General features: G+C 39.8%; 20 protein-coding genes. 13 read left to right on the plus strand and 7 right to left on the minus strand.

From position 1 onward, the window contains the following. Positions 1-16: 16 nt before the first annotated feature. The 4 genes from tgt to E7413_02585 all read right to left on the minus strand — a co-directional run bounded on the left by tgt (position 17) and on the right by E7413_02585 (position 6,498). On the minus strand, positions 17-1,153 hold the full coding sequence (tgt, locus tag E7413_02570; protein MBE7018745.1) for a tRNA guanosine(34) transglycosylase Tgt: 1,137 nt from the start codon (positions 1,151-1,153) through the stop codon (positions 17-19). Positions 1,154-1,165: 12 nt separating this feature from the next. Then, complete coding sequence (ychF, locus tag E7413_02575) at positions 1,166-2,260, minus strand: redox-regulated ATPase YchF (protein MBE7018746.1); 1,095 nt, start codon at positions 2,258-2,260, stop codon at positions 1,166-1,168. An 18-nt stretch (positions 2,261-2,278) separates the two neighbouring features. Then, entirely contained in the window at positions 2,279-4,402 is a 2,124-nt protein-coding gene (locus E7413_02580) for a topoisomerase IV (protein ID MBE7018747.1), read from the minus strand. 116 nt (positions 4,403-4,518) lie between these two features. Further along, positions 4,519-6,498 carry a DNA topoisomerase gene (locus tag E7413_02585; GenBank protein ID MBE7018748.1) on the minus strand — a complete coding sequence of 660 codons (1,980 nt, stop codon included), beginning with the start codon at positions 6,496-6,498 and terminating at the stop codon, positions 4,519-4,521. Positions 6,499-6,705: 207 nt separating this feature from the next. Between E7413_02585 and E7413_02590 the strand changes: the two genes are divergently transcribed. The 13 genes from E7413_02590 to radC all read left to right on the plus strand — a co-directional run bounded on the left by E7413_02590 (position 6,706) and on the right by radC (position 18,902). Then, positions 6,706-7,644 (plus strand): copper amine oxidase N-terminal domain-containing protein, encoded by a 939-nt coding sequence (locus E7413_02590; GenBank protein ID MBE7018749.1) that lies wholly within the window; start codon positions 6,706-6,708, stop codon positions 7,642-7,644. A 200-nt stretch (positions 7,645-7,844) separates the two neighbouring features. Then, positions 7,845-8,720 (plus strand): SAM-dependent methyltransferase, encoded by an 876-nt coding sequence (locus E7413_02595; GenBank protein MBE7018750.1) that lies wholly within the window; start codon positions 7,845-7,847, stop codon positions 8,718-8,720. Positions 8,721-8,765: 45 nt separating this feature from the next. Then, on the plus strand, positions 8,766-9,593 hold the full coding sequence (locus E7413_02600) for an energy-coupling factor transporter ATPase (protein ID MBE7018751.1): 828 nt from the start codon (positions 8,766-8,768) through the stop codon (positions 9,591-9,593). Between the two features lie 15 nt (positions 9,594-9,608). After that, positions 9,609-10,463, plus strand: a complete 855-nt coding sequence (locus E7413_02605; GenBank protein ID MBE7018752.1) for an energy-coupling factor transporter ATPase — start codon at positions 9,609-9,611, stop codon at positions 10,461-10,463. Then, a complete protein-coding gene (locus E7413_02610) occupies positions 10,457-11,266 on the plus strand; it encodes an energy-coupling factor transporter transmembrane protein EcfT (GenBank protein MBE7018753.1) in 810 nt (269 codons plus the stop codon). Before E7413_02605 ends, E7413_02610 begins: the two co-directional genes overlap by 7 nt. Then, positions 11,263-12,024, plus strand: coding sequence for a tRNA pseudouridine(38-40) synthase TruA (truA, locus tag E7413_02615; GenBank protein MBE7018754.1), 762 nt, complete (start codon positions 11,263-11,265; stop codon positions 12,022-12,024). The genes E7413_02610 and truA overlap by 4 nt, the downstream gene beginning before the upstream one ends. Next, a complete protein-coding gene (locus tag E7413_02620; GenBank protein MBE7018755.1) occupies positions 12,021-13,184 on the plus strand; it encodes a hypothetical protein in 1,164 nt (387 codons plus the stop codon). The genes truA and E7413_02620 overlap by 4 nt, the downstream gene beginning before the upstream one ends. 38 nt (positions 13,185-13,222) lie before the next feature. Then, the gene (locus E7413_02625; protein MBE7018756.1) at positions 13,223-13,837 is read left to right on the plus strand and encodes a CvpA family protein; all 615 of its coding nucleotides are present in this window, start codon (positions 13,223-13,225) and stop codon (positions 13,835-13,837) included. 24 nt (positions 13,838-13,861) lie between these two features. After that, complete coding sequence (ligA, locus tag E7413_02630) at positions 13,862-15,841, plus strand: NAD-dependent DNA ligase LigA (protein MBE7018757.1); 1,980 nt, start codon at positions 13,862-13,864, stop codon at positions 15,839-15,841. Between the two features lie 77 nt (positions 15,842-15,918). Then, on the plus strand, positions 15,919-16,566 hold the full coding sequence (locus E7413_02635) for a hypothetical protein (GenBank protein MBE7018758.1): 648 nt from the start codon (positions 15,919-15,921) through the stop codon (positions 16,564-16,566). Positions 16,567-16,604: 38 nt separating this feature from the next. Next, entirely contained in the window at positions 16,605-17,651 is a 1,047-nt protein-coding gene (locus E7413_02640; GenBank protein MBE7018759.1) for an HAD family hydrolase, read from the plus strand. Between the two features lie 26 nt (positions 17,652-17,677). After that, the gene (locus tag E7413_02645) at positions 17,678-18,205 is read left to right on the plus strand and encodes a Fe-S-containing hydro-lyase (GenBank protein MBE7018760.1); all 528 of its coding nucleotides are present in this window, start codon (positions 17,678-17,680) and stop codon (positions 18,203-18,205) included. Then, complete coding sequence (gene radC / locus E7413_02650; protein ID MBE7018761.1) at positions 18,192-18,902, plus strand: DNA repair protein RadC; 711 nt, start codon at positions 18,192-18,194, stop codon at positions 18,900-18,902. The genes E7413_02645 and radC overlap by 14 nt, the downstream gene beginning before the upstream one ends. Here the strand turns inward: radC and E7413_02655 are convergent. Genes E7413_02655 through E7413_02665 form a run of 3 tightly spaced genes read right to left on the minus strand, consistent with a single transcriptional unit; the run spans position 18,869 to position 22,004 of the window. Continuing rightward, a complete protein-coding gene (locus tag E7413_02655) occupies positions 18,869-19,963 on the minus strand; it encodes a hypothetical protein (protein ID MBE7018762.1) in 1,095 nt (364 codons plus the stop codon). The two genes, radC and E7413_02655, sit on opposite strands and share 34 nt — an antisense overlap. A gap of 15 nt (positions 19,964-19,978) precedes the next feature. Next, entirely contained in the window at positions 19,979-20,566 is a 588-nt protein-coding gene (locus tag E7413_02660) for a hypothetical protein (GenBank protein ID MBE7018763.1), read from the minus strand. Between the two features lie 7 nt (positions 20,567-20,573). Beyond that, the gene (locus tag E7413_02665; protein ID MBE7018764.1) at positions 20,574-22,004 is read right to left on the minus strand and encodes a spore germination protein; all 1,431 of its coding nucleotides are present in this window, start codon (positions 22,002-22,004) and stop codon (positions 20,574-20,576) included. Positions 22,005-22,079: the final 75 nt, after the last annotated feature.

The following is a 22,079-nucleotide window of genomic DNA, read 5'->3' on the forward strand; positions in this document are numbered from 1 at the left end:
TGCCATAATCGGTTCCTCATTCCTGAATCGGACTATCATAGATGGGTGCCTTTTCTAAATAGAATTTGGTGAAGGTGCCCTGTTCAATGTGATGACGGATATCTGCCATCAGTTCGTTATAGAAATATAAGTTATGCATCACGCAAAGTCTCATTGCCAGCATTTCTTTTGCCTTGAACAAGTGTCTGATATAGGCTCTTGAGAAATTGCGGCAAGTGGGACAGTTGCAGTTTTCGTCAATGGGACGCTCATCCGTTTCATATTTTTTGTTCATCAGATGCATAATGCCGTTTTTGGTATAGATAGAAGCGTGACGTGCATTTCTTGCAGGCATAACGCAATCGAAGAAATCCACCCCTCTTGCCACCGCATTCAAAATGTTGCCGGGGGTACCAACGCCCATTAAGTAGCGGGGTTTATCCTTGGGCATATAGGGAGTTACCGCTTCAATAATACGATACATTTCCTCGTGGGTTTCACCAACGGCAAGTCCGCCGATCGCGTAACCATCCAATCCCATTTCGGCAATCTGTTTCATATGTTCCACACGGATATCGTCATAAATACCACCTTGATTGATACCGAATAACAATTGGTTGGGATTCACGGTGTCGGGCAGGGAGTTAAGGCGTTCCATTTCCTTCTGGCAACGCTGTAGCCAACGAACGGTCATAGCGGCAGAACGTTCCACATAACTGTGAGTAGACGGATTTGCCACACATTCGTCAAACGCCATAGCAATGGTGGAACCTAAGTTAGACTGAATCTGCATGGACTGTTCGGGTCCCATAAAAATACGGCGTCCGTCAATATGGGAAGCAAAGGTTACTCCTTCTTCCTGGATTTTACGGAGTTTTGCCAGGGAGAAAATCTGAAATCCGCCACTGTCGGTTAAGATAGGACGGTCCCAATTCATAAATTTATGTAAGCCGCCCATTTTTTTCACTACCTCATCTCCGGGACGAAGATGCAGATGATAGGTGTTGGATAATTCTACCTGACAACCGATGTCTTTTAAATCCAGAGCAGACACCGCACCTTTAATAGCCGCAGCAGTTCCCACATTCATAAACACGGGAGTCTGAATGGTTCCGTGAACAGTTTTAAATTCACCGCGCCGTGCATCATTTTCTTGTTTTAATAACTGATACATAACAAAATTCCTTTATACATTGAAACGGAACAAAATAATGTCGCCGTCTTTTACCACATATTCTTTTCCTTCGCTTCGTACCCAACCTTTTTCTTTTGCAGCGGTCATAGAACCTGCTTCAATCAGCTCGTCATAGCCGATTACTTCTGCACGGATAAAGCCACGTTCAAAGTCAGAATGGATTTTACCTGCAGCACCGGGCGCTTTGGTACCTTTTACAATGGTCCAGGCTCTGGTTTCAGGTTCTCCTGCGGTTAAGTAAGAAATTAAACCAAGGAGCGAATAACTTGCCTGAATCAGACGGTCAAGCCCTGACTGTTCTAAGCCTAATTCTTCTAAGAACATTGCTTTTTCTTCGTCATCCAATTCAGAAATTTCTGCTTCAATTTGTGCAGAAACGGGAATAACGCTTGCATTTTCTTTTTTGGCAAGTTCGGTTAAGAGTTTAAAGTATTCATTATTTTCGCCACCGTTTTTCAAATCTTCTTCGGAAAGGTTAGCAGCGTAGATCACGGGCTTTAAAGTTAAGAGAGATAAATCCTTTAAGAGTTCTTTATCCTCATCGGATAAACCAACTTCACGGGCGGTTTTGCCTTGTTCCATTTCGGATTTTAAATGTTTTAACAAATCCAACTCTGCCTGATATTTTTTGTCACCTTTTAACATTTTTGTGGTACGGTCAATTCTTCTTTCAATGGAATCTAAATCGGAAAAAATCAGTTCCATATTGATGATTTCAATATCACGGGCAGGATCCACAGAACCTTCCACGTGTACGATGTTGGTGTTTTCAAAACATCTTACCACATGAATCACTGCGTCCACTTCACGGATGTGGGATAAGAATTTGTTTCCTAACCCTTCGCCTTTGCTGGCACCTTTTACCAAGCCTGCAATATCCACAAATTCAATAATGGCAGGAACGGTCTTTTTGGAGTTATACATTTTGGTTAACACATCCAGACGAGGGTCGGGAACGGTTACGATACCCACATTGGGTTCAATGGTACAGAAGGGGTAGTTCTGTGCTTCTGCACCTGCTTTAGTGATTGCGTTAAATAAGGTGGATTTTCCCACGTTGGGAAGTCCTACGATTCCGAGCTTCATAGTTTTATTTCCTTTTCTCTAAAATAATTTCAACTGTTTAAATCCTTTGTCTTCCATTCGCATAGAGCAACCGCTTAGCGGAATGGTTCTGCCAAAGTAATATTCAGGTTCTTTAATGCGGGTTTCAGATAACAAAGCCGCTTTTTTGATTTTGGCGTTTTTCAATCTCATGGTCTGCACCCCGATGGTATCACGGGTGGTTTTTAAGTTGATTAAAGAAGTATTTATCACCAACGCTTTATCCATATTGGAGAAGAGCGCCAAATCGGTATCTTCTTGAAGTTTAAAGATACGAACCACGGGAGATGCATTGGAAAACGCTTTGATCAGACGCTTTCTGTTAGTCTTGGTTTGATAAGCGGATACAGGTACCTTAGCGGTTTTACCATTTTCAAACACGAATAGGAAGAAGCCTTTGTAGTCACCTGTGGTGAATAACTGAACGGGTAATTCATCAGGTTCCATTTCGAGTAAAGAGGGGAGATAATCCCCGAAGTTAGATAATTTGGTATCGGGAATTTCGTGGATTTTCAGTTTGTATGCATTAAACTTGTTGGTAAATACCAGAATCTCGCCTAGGTTGGTTTCATCGATTTCAATTTGCACTTTATCGCCGTCTTTTAACTTATGTTCACCGCCCGTTTTCAAGGAAGTCAAGCGAATTTTTTTAATGTAATGCTGTTTGGTGATAAAGAGTTTCAAATTGTAATCTTCAATTGCGGCATTGGCTTCGTAATGTTCCACATCACCTTCGGGAACAAAGGCAGTTTTTCTGTCAATACCGTATTTTTCTTTGATTTTCTCTAATTCGCCGATAATGATTTTTTTGATTTCTTCTTCGTGTTCAACGGCGAATTTTAAATCCTTGATTTCTTTTTTCAAATCATCCACATCGGCGATGCGGTTTAAGATATACTTTTTATTTAAGTTTCTTAATTTGATTTCTGCAATGAATTCTGCCTGCATTTCATCAATTTGGAATCCTGCCATTAAGTTTGGCACAACCATACTGTCGTCTTCGGTGCCGCGGATAATGGCAATGGCTTTATCAAGGTCAAGAAGAATTTTCTTTAACCCTTCCAAAAGATGCAGCTTATCGGATTTCTTTTTGATATTGTGGAGTAATCGGCGTCTTACACAGTTGATACGGAATTTTGACCACTCGCATATAATTCCGCCCACACCGTACACATCAGGTTCGTTGTTTACAATCAGGTTGAAGTTGCAGCCGAAGGTGTCCTGAAGAGGAGTCATTTTATATAACTTCAGCATCAGGGCATCCGGATCCACGCCACGTTTTAAATCAATGGCAATCTTTAGGCCTTTTAAGTCGGTTTCGTCACGGACATCCGCAATTTCTTTACTTAATTTTCCACCCTTGATATTTTCCACGATTTTATCAATGATTGCTTCAATGGTGGTGGTGTAGGGGATTTCCTTGATTTCGATAACATTTTCTTTTTTGTTGTATTCGTAAGACCCACGGATTTTAAAGGAGCCACGTCCTGTTGCTAAGATTTCTTTCATGGCTTCAGGGTCACAGATGATGGTTCCGCCGGTGGGGAAATCAGGTGCGGTGATAATTTCATAAACATCCGCATCCTCGTCTTTTAAGTAGGCAATGGTAGCATCGCATACTTCTCTTAAATTGAAAGAGCAGATGTTGGAGGCCATCCCAACTGCGATACCCTGATTAGCGCCTGTCAAAACAGTGGGGAAGGTAACGGGCAGAAGAACGGGTTCTTTCATGGTACCGTCGTAGTTATCCACAAAATCTACCGTGTCGGAATCAATATCACGAAACAGTTCACTGCAGATGGGGTCTAATTTTACTTCGGTATAACGGGATGCAGCATACGCCATATCGCGGGAATATACTTTCCCGAAGTTACCCTTGGAGTCAACAAGGGGATGAAGCAGTGCTTCATTCCCACGGGTCAGACGTACCATCGTTTCATAAATGGCAGCGTCACCGTGAGGGTTTAACTGCATGGTTCTGCCCACAACATTGGCAGATTTAATTCGCTGGGAATTGATTAATCCCATTTTATACATGGTGTATAACAGCTTTCGGTGAGAAGGCTTAAAACCGTCTATTTCCGGAATGGCACGAGAAATGATAACGCTCATGGCATAGGGCATATAGTTGGTTCGTAAGGTCTCGGTAATGGGCTGTTCTCTATGATTCAAAGGGGTTCACTCCTTCTTTTGATACTGAATAAATAAGAAAATAGTTAAAAACACAAATGCTAAAAGAATTAACTGATATCTAAGAATTCGTAATATTCTTTGCCGTGCATCTGAATATAGTCTTTTCTGCCTTGCAGATTGTCGCCAAGCAGAAGCTCAAAGGTTTCTTTGGTTTCAATCATGCCTTCGGGCATTACCTTGATTAACCGACGGGTTTCGGGATTCATGGTGGTTTGCCACATCATTTCAGGTTCGTTTTCACCAAGCCCTTTGGAACGCTGCAGAGTGTATTTGCCGGAAAGGGAAGCGATATGGTCTGCCTTTTCTTTCTCATCATAAGCAAAGAAAGTTCCTTTTTCTTTGGAGTTGATTTCATATAAGGGAGACTCTGCAATATACACTTTTCCCTTTTCGATAAGGGTAGGTGTTAAAATATAAAGCATGGTCAGAACCAAAGTACGAATCTGGAATCCATCCACATCGGCATCGGTACAGATAACGATTTTGTCCCAACGAAGTTTTTCCAAATCAAATGCAGACATATCTTTCTGATTTTTTAATTTGATTTCCACGCCGCAACCAAGCACTCTCATTAAGTCGGTGATGATTTCGGAATTGAAAATTTTGTCGTAACCTGCTTTTAAGCAGTTTAAGATTTTACCACGGATGGGCATAATCGCCTGAAACTCTGCATCACGCCCTTGTTTACAGGACCCCAATGCAGAATCACCTTCCACGATGTATAACTCACGACGGGTGGCATCTTTGGTACGGCAATCCACAAACTTCTGCACACGGTTTACCACGTCAACCGCTTGAGACAGTTTTTTCTTGATGTTGACTTTTGCTTTTTCCGCCTGCTCACGGCTACGTTTGTTGACTAAAATCTGTTCTGCGATTTTTTCGGCATCGGTTTTATTTTCAATGAAATAGATTTCCAATTGTTCTTTTAGGAAATCCTGCATTGCCTCCTGAATAAACTTGTTGGTAATTGCTTTTTTGGTCTGGTTTTCATAAGAGGTAATGGTGGAGAATGAGTTGGAAACTAAAATCAGACTGTCAAACACGTCATTATAGGTGATTTTAGCTTCGTTTGCTTTGTATTTATTGGTCTGCTTGATGTAGTTATCAATGGCATACACAAAAGCATTTTTAACTGCTTTTTCGGGAGAACCGCCATATTCCAAAAAGCTGGAGTTGTGGTAGTATTCAATGAGATTCACTTCGTTGTTAAAACAGAAAGCAAAATTCATTTTCACTTTGTATTCCGGCTTGTCCGAACGGTCACGTCCCATACGTTCTGCAGAAACGGTGCGTACCTGAGTGAGCGCTTTATCAGTGGTCAGCTCGTTTACATAGTCGGTGATACCGTCTTTATAGAGGAAGGTATATTCCTGGAATTTTCCGTTTTCCATTTCATCCTTTAAGATGAAAGTGATGCCGGAGTTTACCACCGCTTGTTTTTTTAAGGTGTTGATGTAGTATTCCAAAGGCACATCAATATCGGTGAACACTTCCAAGTCAGGACGCCATTTGATAACGGTACCTGTTTTCTTTTCCAAAGTGGGTTCTTTCTTTAAACCACCCACATTTTTTCCTTTTTCAAATTCCAAAGAGTAAAGGTATCCGTCACGGACAACTCTTACACTCATATATTCGGAAGCATACTGGGTTGCACAAGCGCCCAGACCGTTTAAGCCCAAGCTGTATTCATAGTTTTCGCCACCTTGATTGTTGTATTTCCCGCCTGCGTATAATTCGCAGAATACCAACTGCCAGTTGTAGGTATCTTCCTTGGAATTGTAATCCAAAGGAATTCCACGGCCGTAGTCCTTCACTTCCACAGACTGGTCACGGAAACGGGTAATTTCAATTTTCTTCCCGTAACCCTCTCTTGCCTCGTCAATGGAGTTGGATAATATTTCAAAAATAGAGTGTTGACAACCGGTAATCCCATCCGAACCAAAGATAACAGCAGGGCGAAGACGTACTCGTTCTTCGTCTTTTAATTTGGATATACTCTCGTTGCCGTAAATTTCTTCTGCCACTCAATTTCACCTCTTCACAAATTTTTACACTCTATTATATCATAGAAAAGAAAATAAAGCAAGAATTATTTTGGTATTTTTTGAAAAAAGTATAGACAATTATTATCGTATGTGTTATACTGTTTTTGTCACATAATCTAAAATTGAATAGCGATTCTGATTTCATCAAAAATTGTAAATAATAAATCTGGTATTTTTATCTTTATTTTGGTAAAAATGCGAGCTTATTTTCGGTTGAAGTCACACATTTTTTATTTTAAGGAGGTTTCTATGATGAAACGAATCACAGCATTGGTTTTGAGTATGCTACTTATACTCTCTATGTCGATCAGTTTGACGGCGTCTGCAGACAGTGGTATTACTGTCAAACTTAATGGAAAAGCACTAGCTTTTGATGTTCAACCGCAAATCATCAACGGTAGAACAATGGTTCCCATGAGAACAATTTTTGAAGAATTGGGAGCAACAGTAGAATGGGATCAAGAAACTCAGACAGTAACTTCTGCCAGAGACGATGTAACCGTGAAACTTACAATCGGAATCCCAAATATTCGAATTAATCAGCAAAATCCAATTGAGTTAGATACAGCACCTTGTATTATCGATGGAAGAACTTTAGTTCCTGTTAGAGCTATTTCTGAAGCATTTCATATGAACGTTGAGTGGGATGGTTCGACCCAAACAGTTTTAATCACACTGCCCAACGTAAATATGACTGCTTACAATGAGTTGAAAGATAATATTTTGAGTAAAGGTCGTATATCTTACGAGGATGACTGCTATTATGTTTTTTGTTATTCCGATGATAATCAATATTCCATATTGTTTACTTATGACTATATCGAGGATCAAATTAGCTTGTTTTTTTTGTACGAAGGAGATTTTAAAGAAACGGCTATGATTACGATTTCTCCCGATAGCAACTCATCTCTATATTATTCCCAAAGTTATTTTCAAGAAGGAGAGCAATACAAATTGTACGCTGAGTATCCGAAAGCGAATCAGCCTTATGTAGAGGGAATTAATACTTTTCCTGATGAAAAGTACGTCAGATTGTTGAATGCCACTTTGAGATTGATGGATGTTCATATGCAGATTGAACTCGATATGTCTTTTGATGATTTTGGTTTATATTATGTAAAATAATTTTCAATGTGGTTTTACAAATAAATAACCTCCGAGTTTTGTGAGGCAAAACCAACCTCCCCTTACACAGGGGAGGCTTTTTTTTGTGCCATTTTCCGCCCTTAAAACCTTGACAAAACATAGCATTTATGATAAAATTGATTAAAGTATGTCCATTTTTAGATTTTGATAGATTAAACACAGAAAAATGAGGATAAATTATGTGGATTTCAGAGTATTGGGAAGATTTTGAATTATTGGAAGCTGATGACGGCTACAAGCTGGAAAGATGGAAGGACGTGAAGCTCCTTCGTCCCGACCCGCAGGTGGTTTGGAAACATGGTGAAATCGGAAAATATTCCCAAAATATTGACGCCAAATATTTTCGTAGCAAAAAAGGCGGCGGCGAATGGAAATATTTTAAAAAACTGCCCGAACATTGGGAGATACTGTACCGTGATTTGAAATTCAAAGTACGTCCCACAGGATTTAAACATACAGGGTTGTTCCCCGAGCAGGCAGTCAACTGGGATTTTGCTCGTGATATGATTCGTGCATCCGGCAGGGAAATCAAGGTGTTAAACTTGTTTGCTTATACCGGCGGTGCCACCGTTGCCTGCTTAAAAGAGGGAGCAAGTGTGTGCCACTTGGATGCGGCAAAATCCATTGTCACCTGGGCAAAGGAAAATGTGGATTTAAATCACTTAAATCAAAACGGCAAAGTTCGTTTTATTGTGGACGATGCCTATAAATTCGTGGAAAGAGAAATCAAACGTGGTAATTCTTACGATGCCATCATTATGGACCCTCCGTCCTACGGCAGAGGCCCTAACGGGGAACTTTGGAAAATTGAAGATAAAATTTTTGAATTGGTGGAACTTGCATCTCGCATCTTAACTGAGAAACCGCTGTTCTTCATCATTAACAGTTACACCACCGGTCTTTCCAACACCGTTATGGAAAACATCTTAAATTTAACCGTTACCAAAAAATTCGGTGGGAAAGTAACCGCAGATGAAATTGGTTTTCAGGCAAAACATTCCGGTTTATACTTACCCTGTGGCTCCACTGCAAGATGGCAAGCAGATTCTTTTTAGTATTTTAGTATTTTGGTATTTTCAGAAAAAAAGGAACCAAAGAGAATGGATATTATTAATGCAGAGAACTTAACTTTTCGCTATGAAGAAAGCACGAAAATTGTTCTCAATAACTTAAATCTTACAATCAAAAAAGGAAGTTTTACCGCACTTTTAGGACATAACGGCAGCGGGAAATCTTCCTTGGCAAAGCTTTTTAACGGCATTTTGCTTCCTGAAGGGGGAAGGGTGTATGTATCCGATATGGATACCCAAAACGAGGACCTTCTGTTAGAAATCCGTAAAAGTTGCGGACTGGTGTTTCAGAATCCTGATAACCAGCTGGTTGCCTCCATCATTGAGGATGATGTTGCTTTTGCACCTGAAAATCTGGGAATTGCACCCGATGAAATCAGACAAAGAGTGGATGAAGCCTTAAAATGCGTTGGTATGTATGAATACCGCTTGTGGTCGCCTCATCATTTGTCAGGGGGACAGAAACAGAGAGTTGCCATTGCAGGGGTAGTTGCTATGCGTCCTTCTGTGATTGTGCTGGATGAACCTACTGCCATGCTTGATCCTAAGGGCAGACGGGAAGTGGTGGAAACCATTCAGCGTTTAAACCGTGAATACGGCATCACCGCCGTACTGATTACTCACAATATGGATGAAGCTGCATTAGCTGACCGTATCGTGGTGATGGAAGAAGGAAAAATCCTGTTAGACGGTACTCCAAAGGCAATTTTCTCTCAGTATGACATTTTAAAGCATACAGGCTTGGATGTTCCGCAGATTACCGCATTATCCCACGAACTGCATAAAGCAGGTGTTCCCATTGACAGCTGTATTTTATCTGTGGACGAATTTGTGGAACAGATTACGAAAGTTTTATAAGAACGAGGAATCATTGTGAAATTAAAAGTTGAAAACTTATCTTATATATATTCGCCTGACACTCCCCACGAAAAGCATGCACTAAAAGATATTTCTTTTTCGGTGGAAAGCGGAGAATTTATTGGTCTGATCGGACATTCCGGCAGCGGTAAATCCACCTTGGTGCAACAGTTAAACGGTTTGGAAAAGCCAACTTCCGGTACCATTACTGTGGGAGACCGTGTGATAACCGGAAAAAATGCGGACACCAAAGGTCTTTGCTTTGAGGTGGGATTGGTATTTCAGTATCCCGAACAGCAGTTGTTTGCGGAAACCATCTATCAGGACATTGCATTTGGTCCTTCCAATATGGGATTATCCCAAAAAGAAATTGATATGCGTGTGCGCACCGCGATGGAGCTGGTAGGCTTGCCGTTGTCTATGGCGGAAAAATCGCCTTTTGCCGTTTCAGGCGGACAGAAACGTCGTGTGGCGATTGCAGGAGTTCTTGCCATGGAACCGGGGATTTTGATTCTGGACGAACCCACTGCAGGGCTTGACCCCAAAGGCAGAGACGAAATTTTAGACAGTATCCGAAAAATCCATAAGCATATGGGAATGACGGTAATTTTAGTGTCTCACAGTATGGAAGATGTTGCTAAATATTGCGACAGACTTTTTGTGTTAAATGAAGGGGAGCTGATGCTTTCGGGAACATTGGCGGAAGTGTTTTCTCACGCAGGTGAACTAAAAAAAGTGGGACTTTCGGTACCTCAGGTTACCGATATGGTGCAAAAACTCCGTGAAAAGGGAATCAATATTGCTGAAAACATTTTTACCGTGCAGGATGCAATCAAAGAAATTTTAAAATTACGAGGCAAATCATGTTAAAAGATATTACCATCGGGCAGTATTACCCGTCAGAATCGGTGGTTCATAAATTAGATCCGAGATTAAAAATATTACTCACCTTAGCGTACATTGTTGCCATTTTCTTTATCGGTAACTTTTGGGGTTTTTTGGCACTTGGCGTAGGCTGTGTGCTTCTTTCAAAAGTTTCTCAAATTCCATTTAAGTATATGCTGAAAAGTGTAAAACCATTGGCTGTTCTGATGGCAATTACCGCACTGCTCAACCTGTTTATGACAGACGGTAAGGTGTTGTGGCAGTGGGGAATACTCAAGGTTACCCAAGAAGGAATTTCAATGGCGGTATTGATGTTGTTTCGAGTGGTTTTTTTAGTGTTGGGAACATCCTTTTTAACCTACACCACTACTCCTATTACCTTAACTGCCGGGATTGAAAGTTTATTAAAACCGTTAAAGAAAATCAAAGTACCTGCTCATGAAATTGCAATGATGATGTCCATTGCCCTTCGCTTTATTCCTACCTTGATTGAGGAAACCGACAAAATTATGGCAGCGCAAAAAGCAAGAGGTGCTGCTTTATCCGAAGGGAATATTTTAAAACGTGCAAAAGCATTGATTCCTATTTTGATTCCCTTGTTTATTTCTGCTTTCCGCCGTGCGGATGAACTGGCGGTTGCTATGGAATCCCGTTGCTATCACGGGGGAGAAAACCGTACCAAAATGAACGCACTTCATTACGGTAAAAAAGACACTGTTGCATTTTTGATTTTTGCAGTTGCTTTCACGGGAATTCTTTCCTTAAATCTTTTGGGAGGAATTTTATGAGGAATTTACTGTTTCAGATTTCCTATGATGGCACCAATTATCACGGCTTTCAGTGTCAGGATGGGCAGATTACGATTCAGAGTGAGTTGGAACGGGTACTCAACATTCTTACAAGCGAGAATTTGCGTATTACAGGTTGCGGCAGAACCGATGCAGGGGTTCACGCCATCCGTTACTATTTTAATGTGAAAACCGAGTCTCCCATTCCTTGTGACCGATTTGTATTGGCGATGAATTCTCTGCTTCCTGATGATATTACGGTGCGATGCTGTCGGGAAGTTCCCGAGGATTTTCACGCCCGCTTTTCTCCAAAATACAAAACCTACGTGTATCGGATTTTAAATAAGCGGAATCCCGAAGCACTTCGGTTCCGCAGGAGCTATTTTTATCCCATTATGCTGGATATTAAAAAAATGCAGGATGCCTGCAATGTCATTATCGGAGAAAAGGATTTCCGTTGCTTTATGGCATCAGGAGGACAGGTAAAAACAACCGTCAGAAATGTGATGGAGTTAAGCGTTACTCCTGTGGATGACGAAATTGAAATCCGTGTCAGTGCCAACGGATTCTTGTATAATATGGTGCGCATTATCGTTGGGACTCTGATTCAGATCGGAATTGGCAAGATGACCAAGGAAGAACTGGGTAAGATTATTGCTGAAAAAAATCGTACCGATGCGGGAATGACCGTTCCGCCTTACGGCTTGTATTTATACGACGTATACTATGAATTAGATGAAAGGACCGAGTCGCAATGAATAAAGAAACGACGAATGTTGACGAACAACAGGAAGAAGGAAAACTACGTCTTACAAAAACAACAGACACCAATTTTCTAAAATCCAAATGGATTTGGATGATTGTTGGGATAGTTGTGATATTGTTGGGAGTAACCTATCTGTATCATATTGAGGTGTTTCCCATTTACCCACCTGCCAAAACCGTTCATTACACAGCCAATGAGCATCCTTGTGGTATTTATTTACAAGACACCTATTATTTCACTACATCTGATGGAGTCAAAGCAGTGGATATCAAGGGCCGTGATGCAAAATCTGAGATTGCTTCATCCATTGCACCGTTTTTAAAAGCAATGACTGAACCGATTTTCGAAAAGAGCAACCAAAGTATTTTGGTTTATGACATTCGCGGAACTTCTGCTTTGTTGTATGATGATACGGGAATTGTGAGTCCCTTTAATTTTAACGGACAGATTATTCGCGCAAGAATGAATGCTGATGGTGATTTTGTGGTGATTGTGGATGAAGATGGAAGTAAATCTGCAGTAAAGCTGTATGATATGTACGGAAATGAAAAATTCACCTGGTATTCCGGAACAGGATATGTGGTGGATGCCACCATCAATCCGGAGAATGATACGATGGCGGTTCTTACCAATGAAATTTCAGAAACTGGTGTTACTGCGAAAGTATTGTTTTTCAAAATGGACAACCCGGAGCCTGTAAAAGGGCAGGTTGTGGATAATCAGGTGGGAGCATCTGTTTCTTATGTAAAAGATAAAATCTATGTATTGTGTGCTAACGGACTTTATTTATTGGAAGACGGTGAAAAAGCTGATTTGATTTGTGATGTGTCCAATCGGGAATTAAAAACGTTTGATTATTTTACTGATGGTTCAGCTTTGCTTTGTTTCGGTGGAGATACCGTGGATACCTATCAGTGTGAAGTATACGATTTGAACGGAAAACGAACTGCACAGTTCGGATTGACCGCTTTTGTAAAAATTGGAGACATTGCGGATGATAAATTTGTAGTTCATACAAGAAAAGAATTTTTCAATGTGACCAAACGCGGTAAAATTATAAAAAGCGAAGTAATGGATTATGATATTCACCATGTGTCTTATTTCCAGAATCGTGTAGCTGTAATGGGGTATGGTGAAATGACTCTTCAGTAATTTTGACATAGGCTTTAGATAGAAAGGAGAGAATTCTTATGTTGGATTTTATTTTTGTAGTAGGTTTGGCAATTGCTCTTTATCTGGGTTATCGCTCAGGATTTGCCAGTGCTTTAGTGGGTTTTGTCAGCATTATTTTATCTGCTTTCGGAGGATATTTGTTTTATCCTGCGTTTGCGGTTGTGTTAACGAAGACACCTTTATATAATATGGTACATAGCAGTGTGCTCGCCGGTGTGCAAGGATATGTTGCGAAAAGTGTAAACCAGCCTGATTTGTTTCAGCGCTATAAAGTAACTACCGTGGAACTTTTAACTTCTAAGATGGCAGAAGGGGTTTCTGCTGTAATTATTAATATCATCAGTATTATTATCATTTTCTTCTTGCTGCGGTTGGTGTTGTTTATTTTGAAAAAATCGACAAAATTTATCAATCGTATTCCCGTGCTTGGTAAAATCAATCAATGGGCGGGCATGTTGCTAACAGGATCATCATTTGTTGTGGCATGTTTTGCCATTGTGGCAGTTATGTTTTTACCTCCGGCAAATACTAGCGAATTATCTCGTGATATGCGCCAGAAAATTGATAGTTCCATTATTGTAAAACCGGTGATGAAATGTAATTTCTTTGTGGATTACGATAGTTTGAAATAAGTGCTGTAAGGAGTGTTGCCCCATATGAAGGCAGAAGATAGAATCAAAGAACTCAGGGACCTTCTTCGTTATTATTCCGATTGCTATTATAATGAAGACAGTCCTGTGGTGGATGATTTTACCTATGATAAACTTTTGCGGGAATTAGAAATTTTGGAAGATGAAAATCCTCATCTTCGCACTGCCGATTCTCCCACAGTAAGAGTTGGGGGGAAGGCAAGTGATGTGTTTAGTCCTGTGGAACATAGAATACCGCTTCAGAGTTTGGAAGATGCTTTTTCCTACGAGGAGCTTTCTGCGTTTGATGAGCGGGTACAAAATGTTTTGGGTGATTCCTATGAGTATGCGGTAGAACTGAAGATAGATGGGCTTTCTGTTTCTTTAGAATATGAAAATGGCGTTTTTGTTCGTGGTGCAACCCGTGGTGACGGTGTTGTGGGAGAAGATGTCACTGCCAACCTGATGGAAATTAAAGAAATTCCCAAAGTGTTACCCGAAAAGATTCCCTACCTTTGTGTCCGTGGGGAAGTTTATATGAAAAAAGCAGTGTTTGAAGAATTAAATGCGATGCAGGAAATCTTGGAGAAAAAGCCTTTTGCCAATCCCAGAAATGCAGCGGCAGGTTCTCTTCGTCAAAAAGACAGCAAAATCACCGCAGAAAGAAAGCTAAGTATTTTTGTGTTTAATTTGCAGTTATGTGAAGGAAAAACTTTTTCTTCTCATAGCGAAAGTTTAACCTTTTTAAAAGAAATGGGATTCCCTGTGAGTCCTTACTATAATTTGTTTTCCAAGATGGAAGATGTTTTTTCGGAAATCACAAGATTAGGGGATATGAGAGAAGACTTACCCTTTGATATTGACGGTGCGGTAGTAAAAATTGATGAATTTTCCTCTCGTAGTAAAATGGGGGAAACTTCCAAATTCCCTAAATGGGCGATTGCTTATAAATATCCTGCCGAAATTAAGGAAACGAAACTGACTAATATTTTTATTCAGGTGGGAAGAACGGGGGTTTTAACACCCAATGCGGAGCTGGAACCTGTCCGTCTGGCAGGAACCACAGTAAGACGTGCAACCCTGCATAATTATGACAATATCCGCGATAAAGATATTCGTATCGGTGATACGGTTCGAGTGCGAAAGGCAGGAGACATTATTCCTGAAGTGGTTGAATCCGTTCCCGAAAAACGAAACGGTTCTGAAGTGATATATGAAATGCCTGATATTTGTCCTGTTTGCGGAGCCAAAGTGGTTCGTATAGAGGATGAAGTTGCAATCCGCTGCTCCAATGTGGAATGTCCTGCACAGATTTTAAGAAATATCGTGCATTTTGCATCTAAAGATGCGATGGATATTGAAGGATTAGGGCCCCAGGTGGTAAACCTTCTTCTGGAAAGCAACTTAATCAAAAAAGTTTCTGATATTTATACTCTTCGTGCAGAAGATATTGCTTCTTTGGAACGAATGGGACAGAAATCTGCTGAAAATTTAATTTCTGCCATTGAACGTTCCAAACAAAACGACTTATCCCGTTTGATTTTTGCGTTAGGAATTCGTCAGATTGGGAAAAAAGCAGGTAAAATTTTAGCCAAAAACTTTAAGAATATGTCTGCTGTTATGGATGCCAAATTGGAGGAGTTTACGGGTATCTTTGAAATTGGTGAAATTTCAGGAAAAAGCGTAGTGGAATTTTTTGCTTTAAAATCCAACCGTGAGATGGTGGAAGCTCTTCGTGGGCAGGGTGTTAATATGGAATATCAGGACGAAAGCGTTTCTGAAATCTTTTTAAATAAAACGTTTGTTTTAACAGGAACGTTGCCCACCTTAAATCGTAGCGAAGCATCAAAAATCATTGAAGATAACGGTGGAAAGGTATCTTCTTCTGTGTCTAAAAAGACGGATTACGTTTTAGCAGGAGAGGAAGCAGGCAGTAAATTGAAAAAAGCCCAGGATCTTGGAATTACCATTCTGACCGAGGAAGAGTTTTTTGGAATGTTATCTTAAAGGATTCTCAGAAATTTAGGACTTGATTTTTTTTTCACAATGTGCTATAATACCATTTATGTATATTCTATGAATATATGAAAGAAAGGAAAAACCTTATGAAAACTACTGTCACCGTAACACGTACCACAACTGAATCCAATATGAAGGTAGCTTGTGATTTTCGTGCACTTGCAGCAGATTATCGCAAGAAAATCAACACACCTTACCCGTTTTTAAATCATATGATTGAACATATTGCATATCGGGCAGGGATTACTGTGGAAACCGATGTTTGCTTAAATACTTTTGTATTATCACATGTAGTTTTTGAGGATTTGGGCATCGCTTTCGGGAAAGCTCTGAAAACCTATGTATCAGAAAATGCAGCCTCCGGCGTTACCGGTTTTGGTGACGGTATTGGTATTATTGACGAAGCATATGCGGAAGCAGCAATCAGCTTTGAAGACCGTGCTTATTTTAATTTTACCAATGATGCAGGAAAACTTGCAGACACAACCGAAGGAGTAGCTACCGAAGATTTATTTGTGTTCTTGGAAGGTGTGGCGCAAGGAGCACAGGCAACCTTACATATCAATTTAAGAAAAGGCACCAATATGCATCATATTTTCGAAGCGATTTACCGCGCATTTGGTATTTGTCTGAAAAATGCCTTGTATTGTGATGAAGCCAGAATTGGCTTAACTTCAGGCGTTGCAGGAAAAATAGATTTTGTCATTGAATAATTTTTTATAAATCATCTTAAAAAGATAGGAGAAATATTATGGACGACGGGCATTCCGGGAAGTTTAGCACTGTACTGTTTGATTTAGACGGTGTGATTACCGGCGAACAAGCCTATTGGAAGGCGGCAGCACTAACCGTATATGAGTATTTTCACGAAGATCTGGAGTTGAACAGTGAATTCTGTTATGAAGAAGTGGATTCCATTATGGATACTGTTTTTTCGTATCAGGAAACTGTGGTTACTTTAAAATCATTGGGACTAAATTCCAATTGGGATTTGGCGTATGCGGTGATTTTAACTACTGATATTTTAAAAAGCGAGGGAATTGAAGACGAAGAAATCTTTGGCATGGTTCCTGAGTTTTTGGCAGATAAAAATATTTTGGCACCTGAGCTTTTGGAAGTGTTGGCGCAGGAATATGAAGAAATTTTCAACTACCCTGAGGGTTATGCCAGAAAGGGTGGCGAATTTTACGACGAAATTGTAAAAAAATTTCAGCATTGGTATCTTGGGGATGATGGTTATATGGCTTGCTATCACGAGAAGTTACCCATGGAAAAAGGAAATATAGGGTTAGTGGATTTGGAAGAACCTTTGTTGGGGTTATCTGAAACTCAAACTTTATTAAAAAAACTTCACAATGCAGGATATACCTTAGGCATTGGAAGCGGACGACCACGTCAGGAATTAGAACGCCCTTTGAAAAATTGGGGAGTTTTTGACTGCTTTGATCAAGAAAGAATTGTTAGCTATGATGACGTTCTGTTTTGGCAAAATGAATATCAAAAATTATATCATTCCGATGAAAAATTTGTAAAACCCCATCCGTTTCAGTTTGTAAAGGGAGCTTTGGGGAAAGAGTTTTCGTTGGAATCTATAAAAAACAAACGAGATTTCAGCCATGTTTTAGTGGTGGGAGACGCTCTATGTGATTTAATTGCAGCACATGATGCAGGGTGTAAATTCTGCGCTGTGTTAACCGGGGTAGACGGCAAGGATGCCCGCACTTTTTTTGAAAATATGGGAGCAGATTATATTCTGGAAGATGCAACCGAACTTCCTGAGATTCTGCTGTCGAAGTAATAACTGACTGAGAAAGGAAAAATTGTATGGAAATCAAATTGCACACTTCAGAAGTTGAAAAAATCAAAAACTTAAAAGCAGGGGATATGGTTCTGCTTTCCGGCGTAATTTATACCGCCAGAGATGCTGCTCATAAGAGAATGACCGATGCCTTGGCAGCAGGGGAAGAATTACCTTTGGATATTAAAGATGCAATCATTTATTATGCAGGTCCCACTCCTCCGAAGCCGGGTGAAGTAATTGGTTCTTGCGGACCTACCACCAGCTACCGTATGGATAAGTATGCTCCCACTCTGCTGGATGAAGGTCAGTTGGGTATGATTGGAAAAGGTCTTCGTAACCAGGATGTTATCGATGCGGTAAAACGTAATGAAGGTATTTATTTTGCTGCAATCGGTGGCGCAGGTGCGTTAATCTCCAAATCTATCAAAAAAGCAGAAGTGATTGCTTATGAAGATTTAGGAGCAGAAGCACTGCGTAGATTAGAAGTGGAAGATTTATCTTTAACCGTGGTAATTGATAAAGACGGTAATAACCTGTATGACAGAGCCTAAGAAAAAAGCGGTACAAAGCACTGTGCATGATGGTCATCGGAAGAGACTTCGTTCCAAATTGCTTTCTTCTCAGTTTGATTATCTTTGTCAGCACGAGCTTTTGGAATTGCTGTTGTTTTATTCCATTCCAAGAAAAGATACCAATGAGCTTGCACATACCATTTTGAATTACTATGGGAACAATTTTTCTACGGTATTTGAAGCAAGCCCCGGTGAACTTAGTAAAATTCCCGGTGTGGGAGAAAATACAGCTGCACTGATTACATTGGTGAAATGTATTATTCGGGAACTCGAGAAAGAAAAGTTGAAAGAAACTCAAATATTAACAACTACCCAAGAAATTGGAGATTTTGTAATTCATTTGTTTTCCGGACACCGAAATGAAGTGTTTTATGCTATCTTTTTAAATAATAACAATAAAGTGATTTCGTATACCAAAATCACGGAAGGTTCTGTGAACGAAATCACTGTGGAATCACGTAGAATCGTGGAAGAAGCTTTGAAATTTCCGAAGACGAAACAGGTGATTTTAGCTCATAATCATCCCAGTGGAAATCTTGCTCCAAGTGGTGCGGATATGGATACTACCAGGTTGATTACCAGAGCATTAAACACCATAGATATTCGTGTTCGGGACCATCTTGTGGTATCAGGCAACAAATTTTACAGTTTTTTAGAAAATGAACTGCTTTTTTGATTTTTTCCAAGAAAGAATAAAAGCAGTGGGACACCTACCGTAAACGGCAGAAACAAAAGCGAAACTGCCGGATAATAAGTCGATAAATCGGTTGGAATCAATCCGGAAATATACAATAGAAACAGGAAAATAACAGCTGAAAATGCTGTTATTTTTTTTGTTTTGTGAGTAGAAAATCCAACAGTTTCCAACAATTTACAAGTTGCTTTTACCCCAACAAAAAGACAAAGAGCACCGTATAAAATATCGCAAAAAGAGTAGGAAAGGGTTATTAAAGATTCGGCATTTTCCACCACAATTCCAACTTCCACCAAAGAGGCGGAAAAGTAAGTTGGAAACCTGATTTTTTGCAGTAAATTTTCTCCCAGCAGATTGACATTGAAAAGATAAACCAAGGAAAATAATATGGTGGTAATAAGCCCGGATTTGAGAGAGAGTTTCCCGATGTGTTCGGGGTTTTGCAAGTGGTCAAAAAGAATCCATAAAAATGTGATTTCAGAAAAAGGAGAACAAAAAATCTGCCATCCCTGTTTTGCAAACTGAGTGGGAGATGAGGGGAGAGGTAACGTAATATTCCGAATTTCTTTTACCCCGAGAGTCAGCAATAAAATCACTGAAATTATCACGATCGGAAGAATAATCTCTGCATATCTTCCCATGATTTTGATGCCCTTTAAGCAAAGATAAGCAGTCAGAAGTAACATAAAAAATAATCCTATGGTAACGGGAAAATTTGTGGTTACGGAAAATTGAATAAAATCCATATAGTTTGTGATGCTTAAAAAACTTGCAGAAAAACTGAAAATCGCCACAAAAACCAAAAAAATTTGATTGCCGATTTTGCCAAAAAGCTGATGGGTCAATGAAAAAAAATCATGAGCACTATGTTTGATTGTAAGTTTTTGAAACATCAGGGTGAGCACTGCAAAAATTCCAAAACTGAGCCATACAGAAAGATATCCTGTTTTAGGTCCGCTGCCGTTCCCGCCGATTCCTGATAATACGTTGCCGAACAGGAATGCAGTAATTAACGAAAAACCTTGTCGGTCAGTCAATTTCATAGGATACCTTCTTTCTTATTTGGAGTTTTGAGTTTTTATATAAAATCCGTTTTCAGATAATGATACCGCCGGAATTTCATTGCTTATTTCGTTATCGCTTTTCACCAGTTGATACAGTTTGCAAAAATCGGCATCATTGTTTTTGTTTAGTTGCTCGTCAATGGTTAAACCAAAGGAGGTTCCTTCTTCGGATAGAAGCTTTTTTTCTGAGAAATCTGCTTTTAAAATAGAAATATCAGCCGGGACAATCCGGCAGTTCAGCAATTCTTCTAAAACAGCGTCTCTTTTTGATTCTGAAATTTTTTTGTCTAAGAGTAAAACTTTGGTACGGGAAAAATACAATGGAGTTTGGGATTCTTTTTTTAAGGAAGAAAAGCCTTTCTGCAAAGAGGATGCGGTTATCCGAATCGACTTACTTTCTTTTCCATTTTCTTCGTTGGAGAAGTTCATGCAATCTGCAATGAGGATATATCGGTTCTGATTTTCACCCAAGAATAACCCGGTTACCACAGAAAGATTTCCTAATTCATTCTCTTTTGTACAACCTGTATGGATTCCTGAGATTGTTATCAAAAGAATTAACAGAATCAGTTTTTTTACCATTTCGTTCTCACCTTGCTTTTTCTTTTTTATTTCGTTTTAGAAAGCGGTAAGGACCGCGGATATAAATATCCCAAAGATTCCTTTTTTGCGGAATCATTTCCGACAAGTAATTTTCGCCTGAAACAGTAATATCAGAAAGATGAACAATGAGTGCAATTGCCCCTAAAACAACTCCGTAAATTCCCAAAAAAGCGGCTCCGATCAGAATCATCAAACGAAGTAAAATGAGTGGACCTCTCATTTGCGGTAACACATTGGTGCAAAGTCCGCTGATTGCCACGATAATAATGGCAGGAACGGAAATAAAATTGGCTTCCACGGCAGTCTGACCCAAAATGAGTGCGCCTGCAATACTTAATGTTTGTCCAATTGCTGACGGAGTGCGGGTTGAGGCTTCTCTTAAAATTTCAAAAAACAGAAAAAATATCAGTAATTCCACCGTGGCGGAAAAAGGAACGTTCATTCTGCTTGAGCTGATGCTGTAAAGCAGTTTTTCCGGCAGGATTTCCAGTTGGAATTTTACGGCTGCAAGATAAATAGCCGGCAAAAAAACGGCAATTAAAAAGGAAATGTAACGAAGCAGTCTTGAGATGGATCCGTAATAAAAATTTACACTGTAATCATCTGTGGAAGAAAAGTATTCGTGGAATAGAAACGGAAGAGTAATTACCTGAGGCGTGCCATCTGCTAAAATCGCGATTCTGCCTTCCATCAGTTTATGACAAACCACATCAGGACGTTCGGTAGAACCGGTAGTTTTAAACGGAGAGAGAGGCTTGTCTTTTAGGAGCTCCGCCAGTTGATTGGTGTCGGTTAGTCCGTCGGTTTTGATTGCATTCAGTCGACATCGGATTTGTTCAATCAGCTCGGGATGACAGAGTCCCTCAATATATGCCATAATTACCGTAGTTTTAGTTTGTGTTCCCAACGTGAAATTTTCCAGTTTTAGGTGCTCGTTTTTCAGTCTTCTCATAATAAGAGCGGTGTTGAACAAAATCAATTCGCAGAACCCTTCTCGTGGGCCTTTCAGCGTTTTTTCATTTTCCGGCTCCGAGACAGTTCTTGTGGCAGGGAATCTGGCGTTCACCGCTAACGGAGTATGATAGCCATTCAGGAAAAAAATGACGTCCCCCGAGAACAAACGCTGAACCAATTCCTGGTTATTTTGGATAATTACCACGTCATTCGATTGAAATACGCTATTTTGTAAAAAATGCAGCTTGTTTTCCTGTTCTTTCAGGAGTGTATTTCCCACAAACGGTTTTACCACATAGTCGTTTACCAAACTTGCTCCCACTAATCCGTCAGAGAAAATCGCGGTTCCTTTGATTTGTGGGGAAACAGCGTTCTCCAGATGTCGGAAAACAATCATACAATTTCCTTGAAATTGTTTTCGTAAACGGGTGATATTTTCGTCCAAATTGATACTGAAATTCATAAAAAATACCCCCTTTTTTGTTTATTTTAGAAAAAATCAAAAAAAATATGCAAAAATTTAAAAAAAATTGCAAAA

It is taken from the genome of Oscillospiraceae bacterium, from assembly GCA_015068645.1.
Classification (GTDB): domain Bacteria; phylum Bacillota; class Clostridia; order UMGS1840; family UMGS1840; genus SIG452.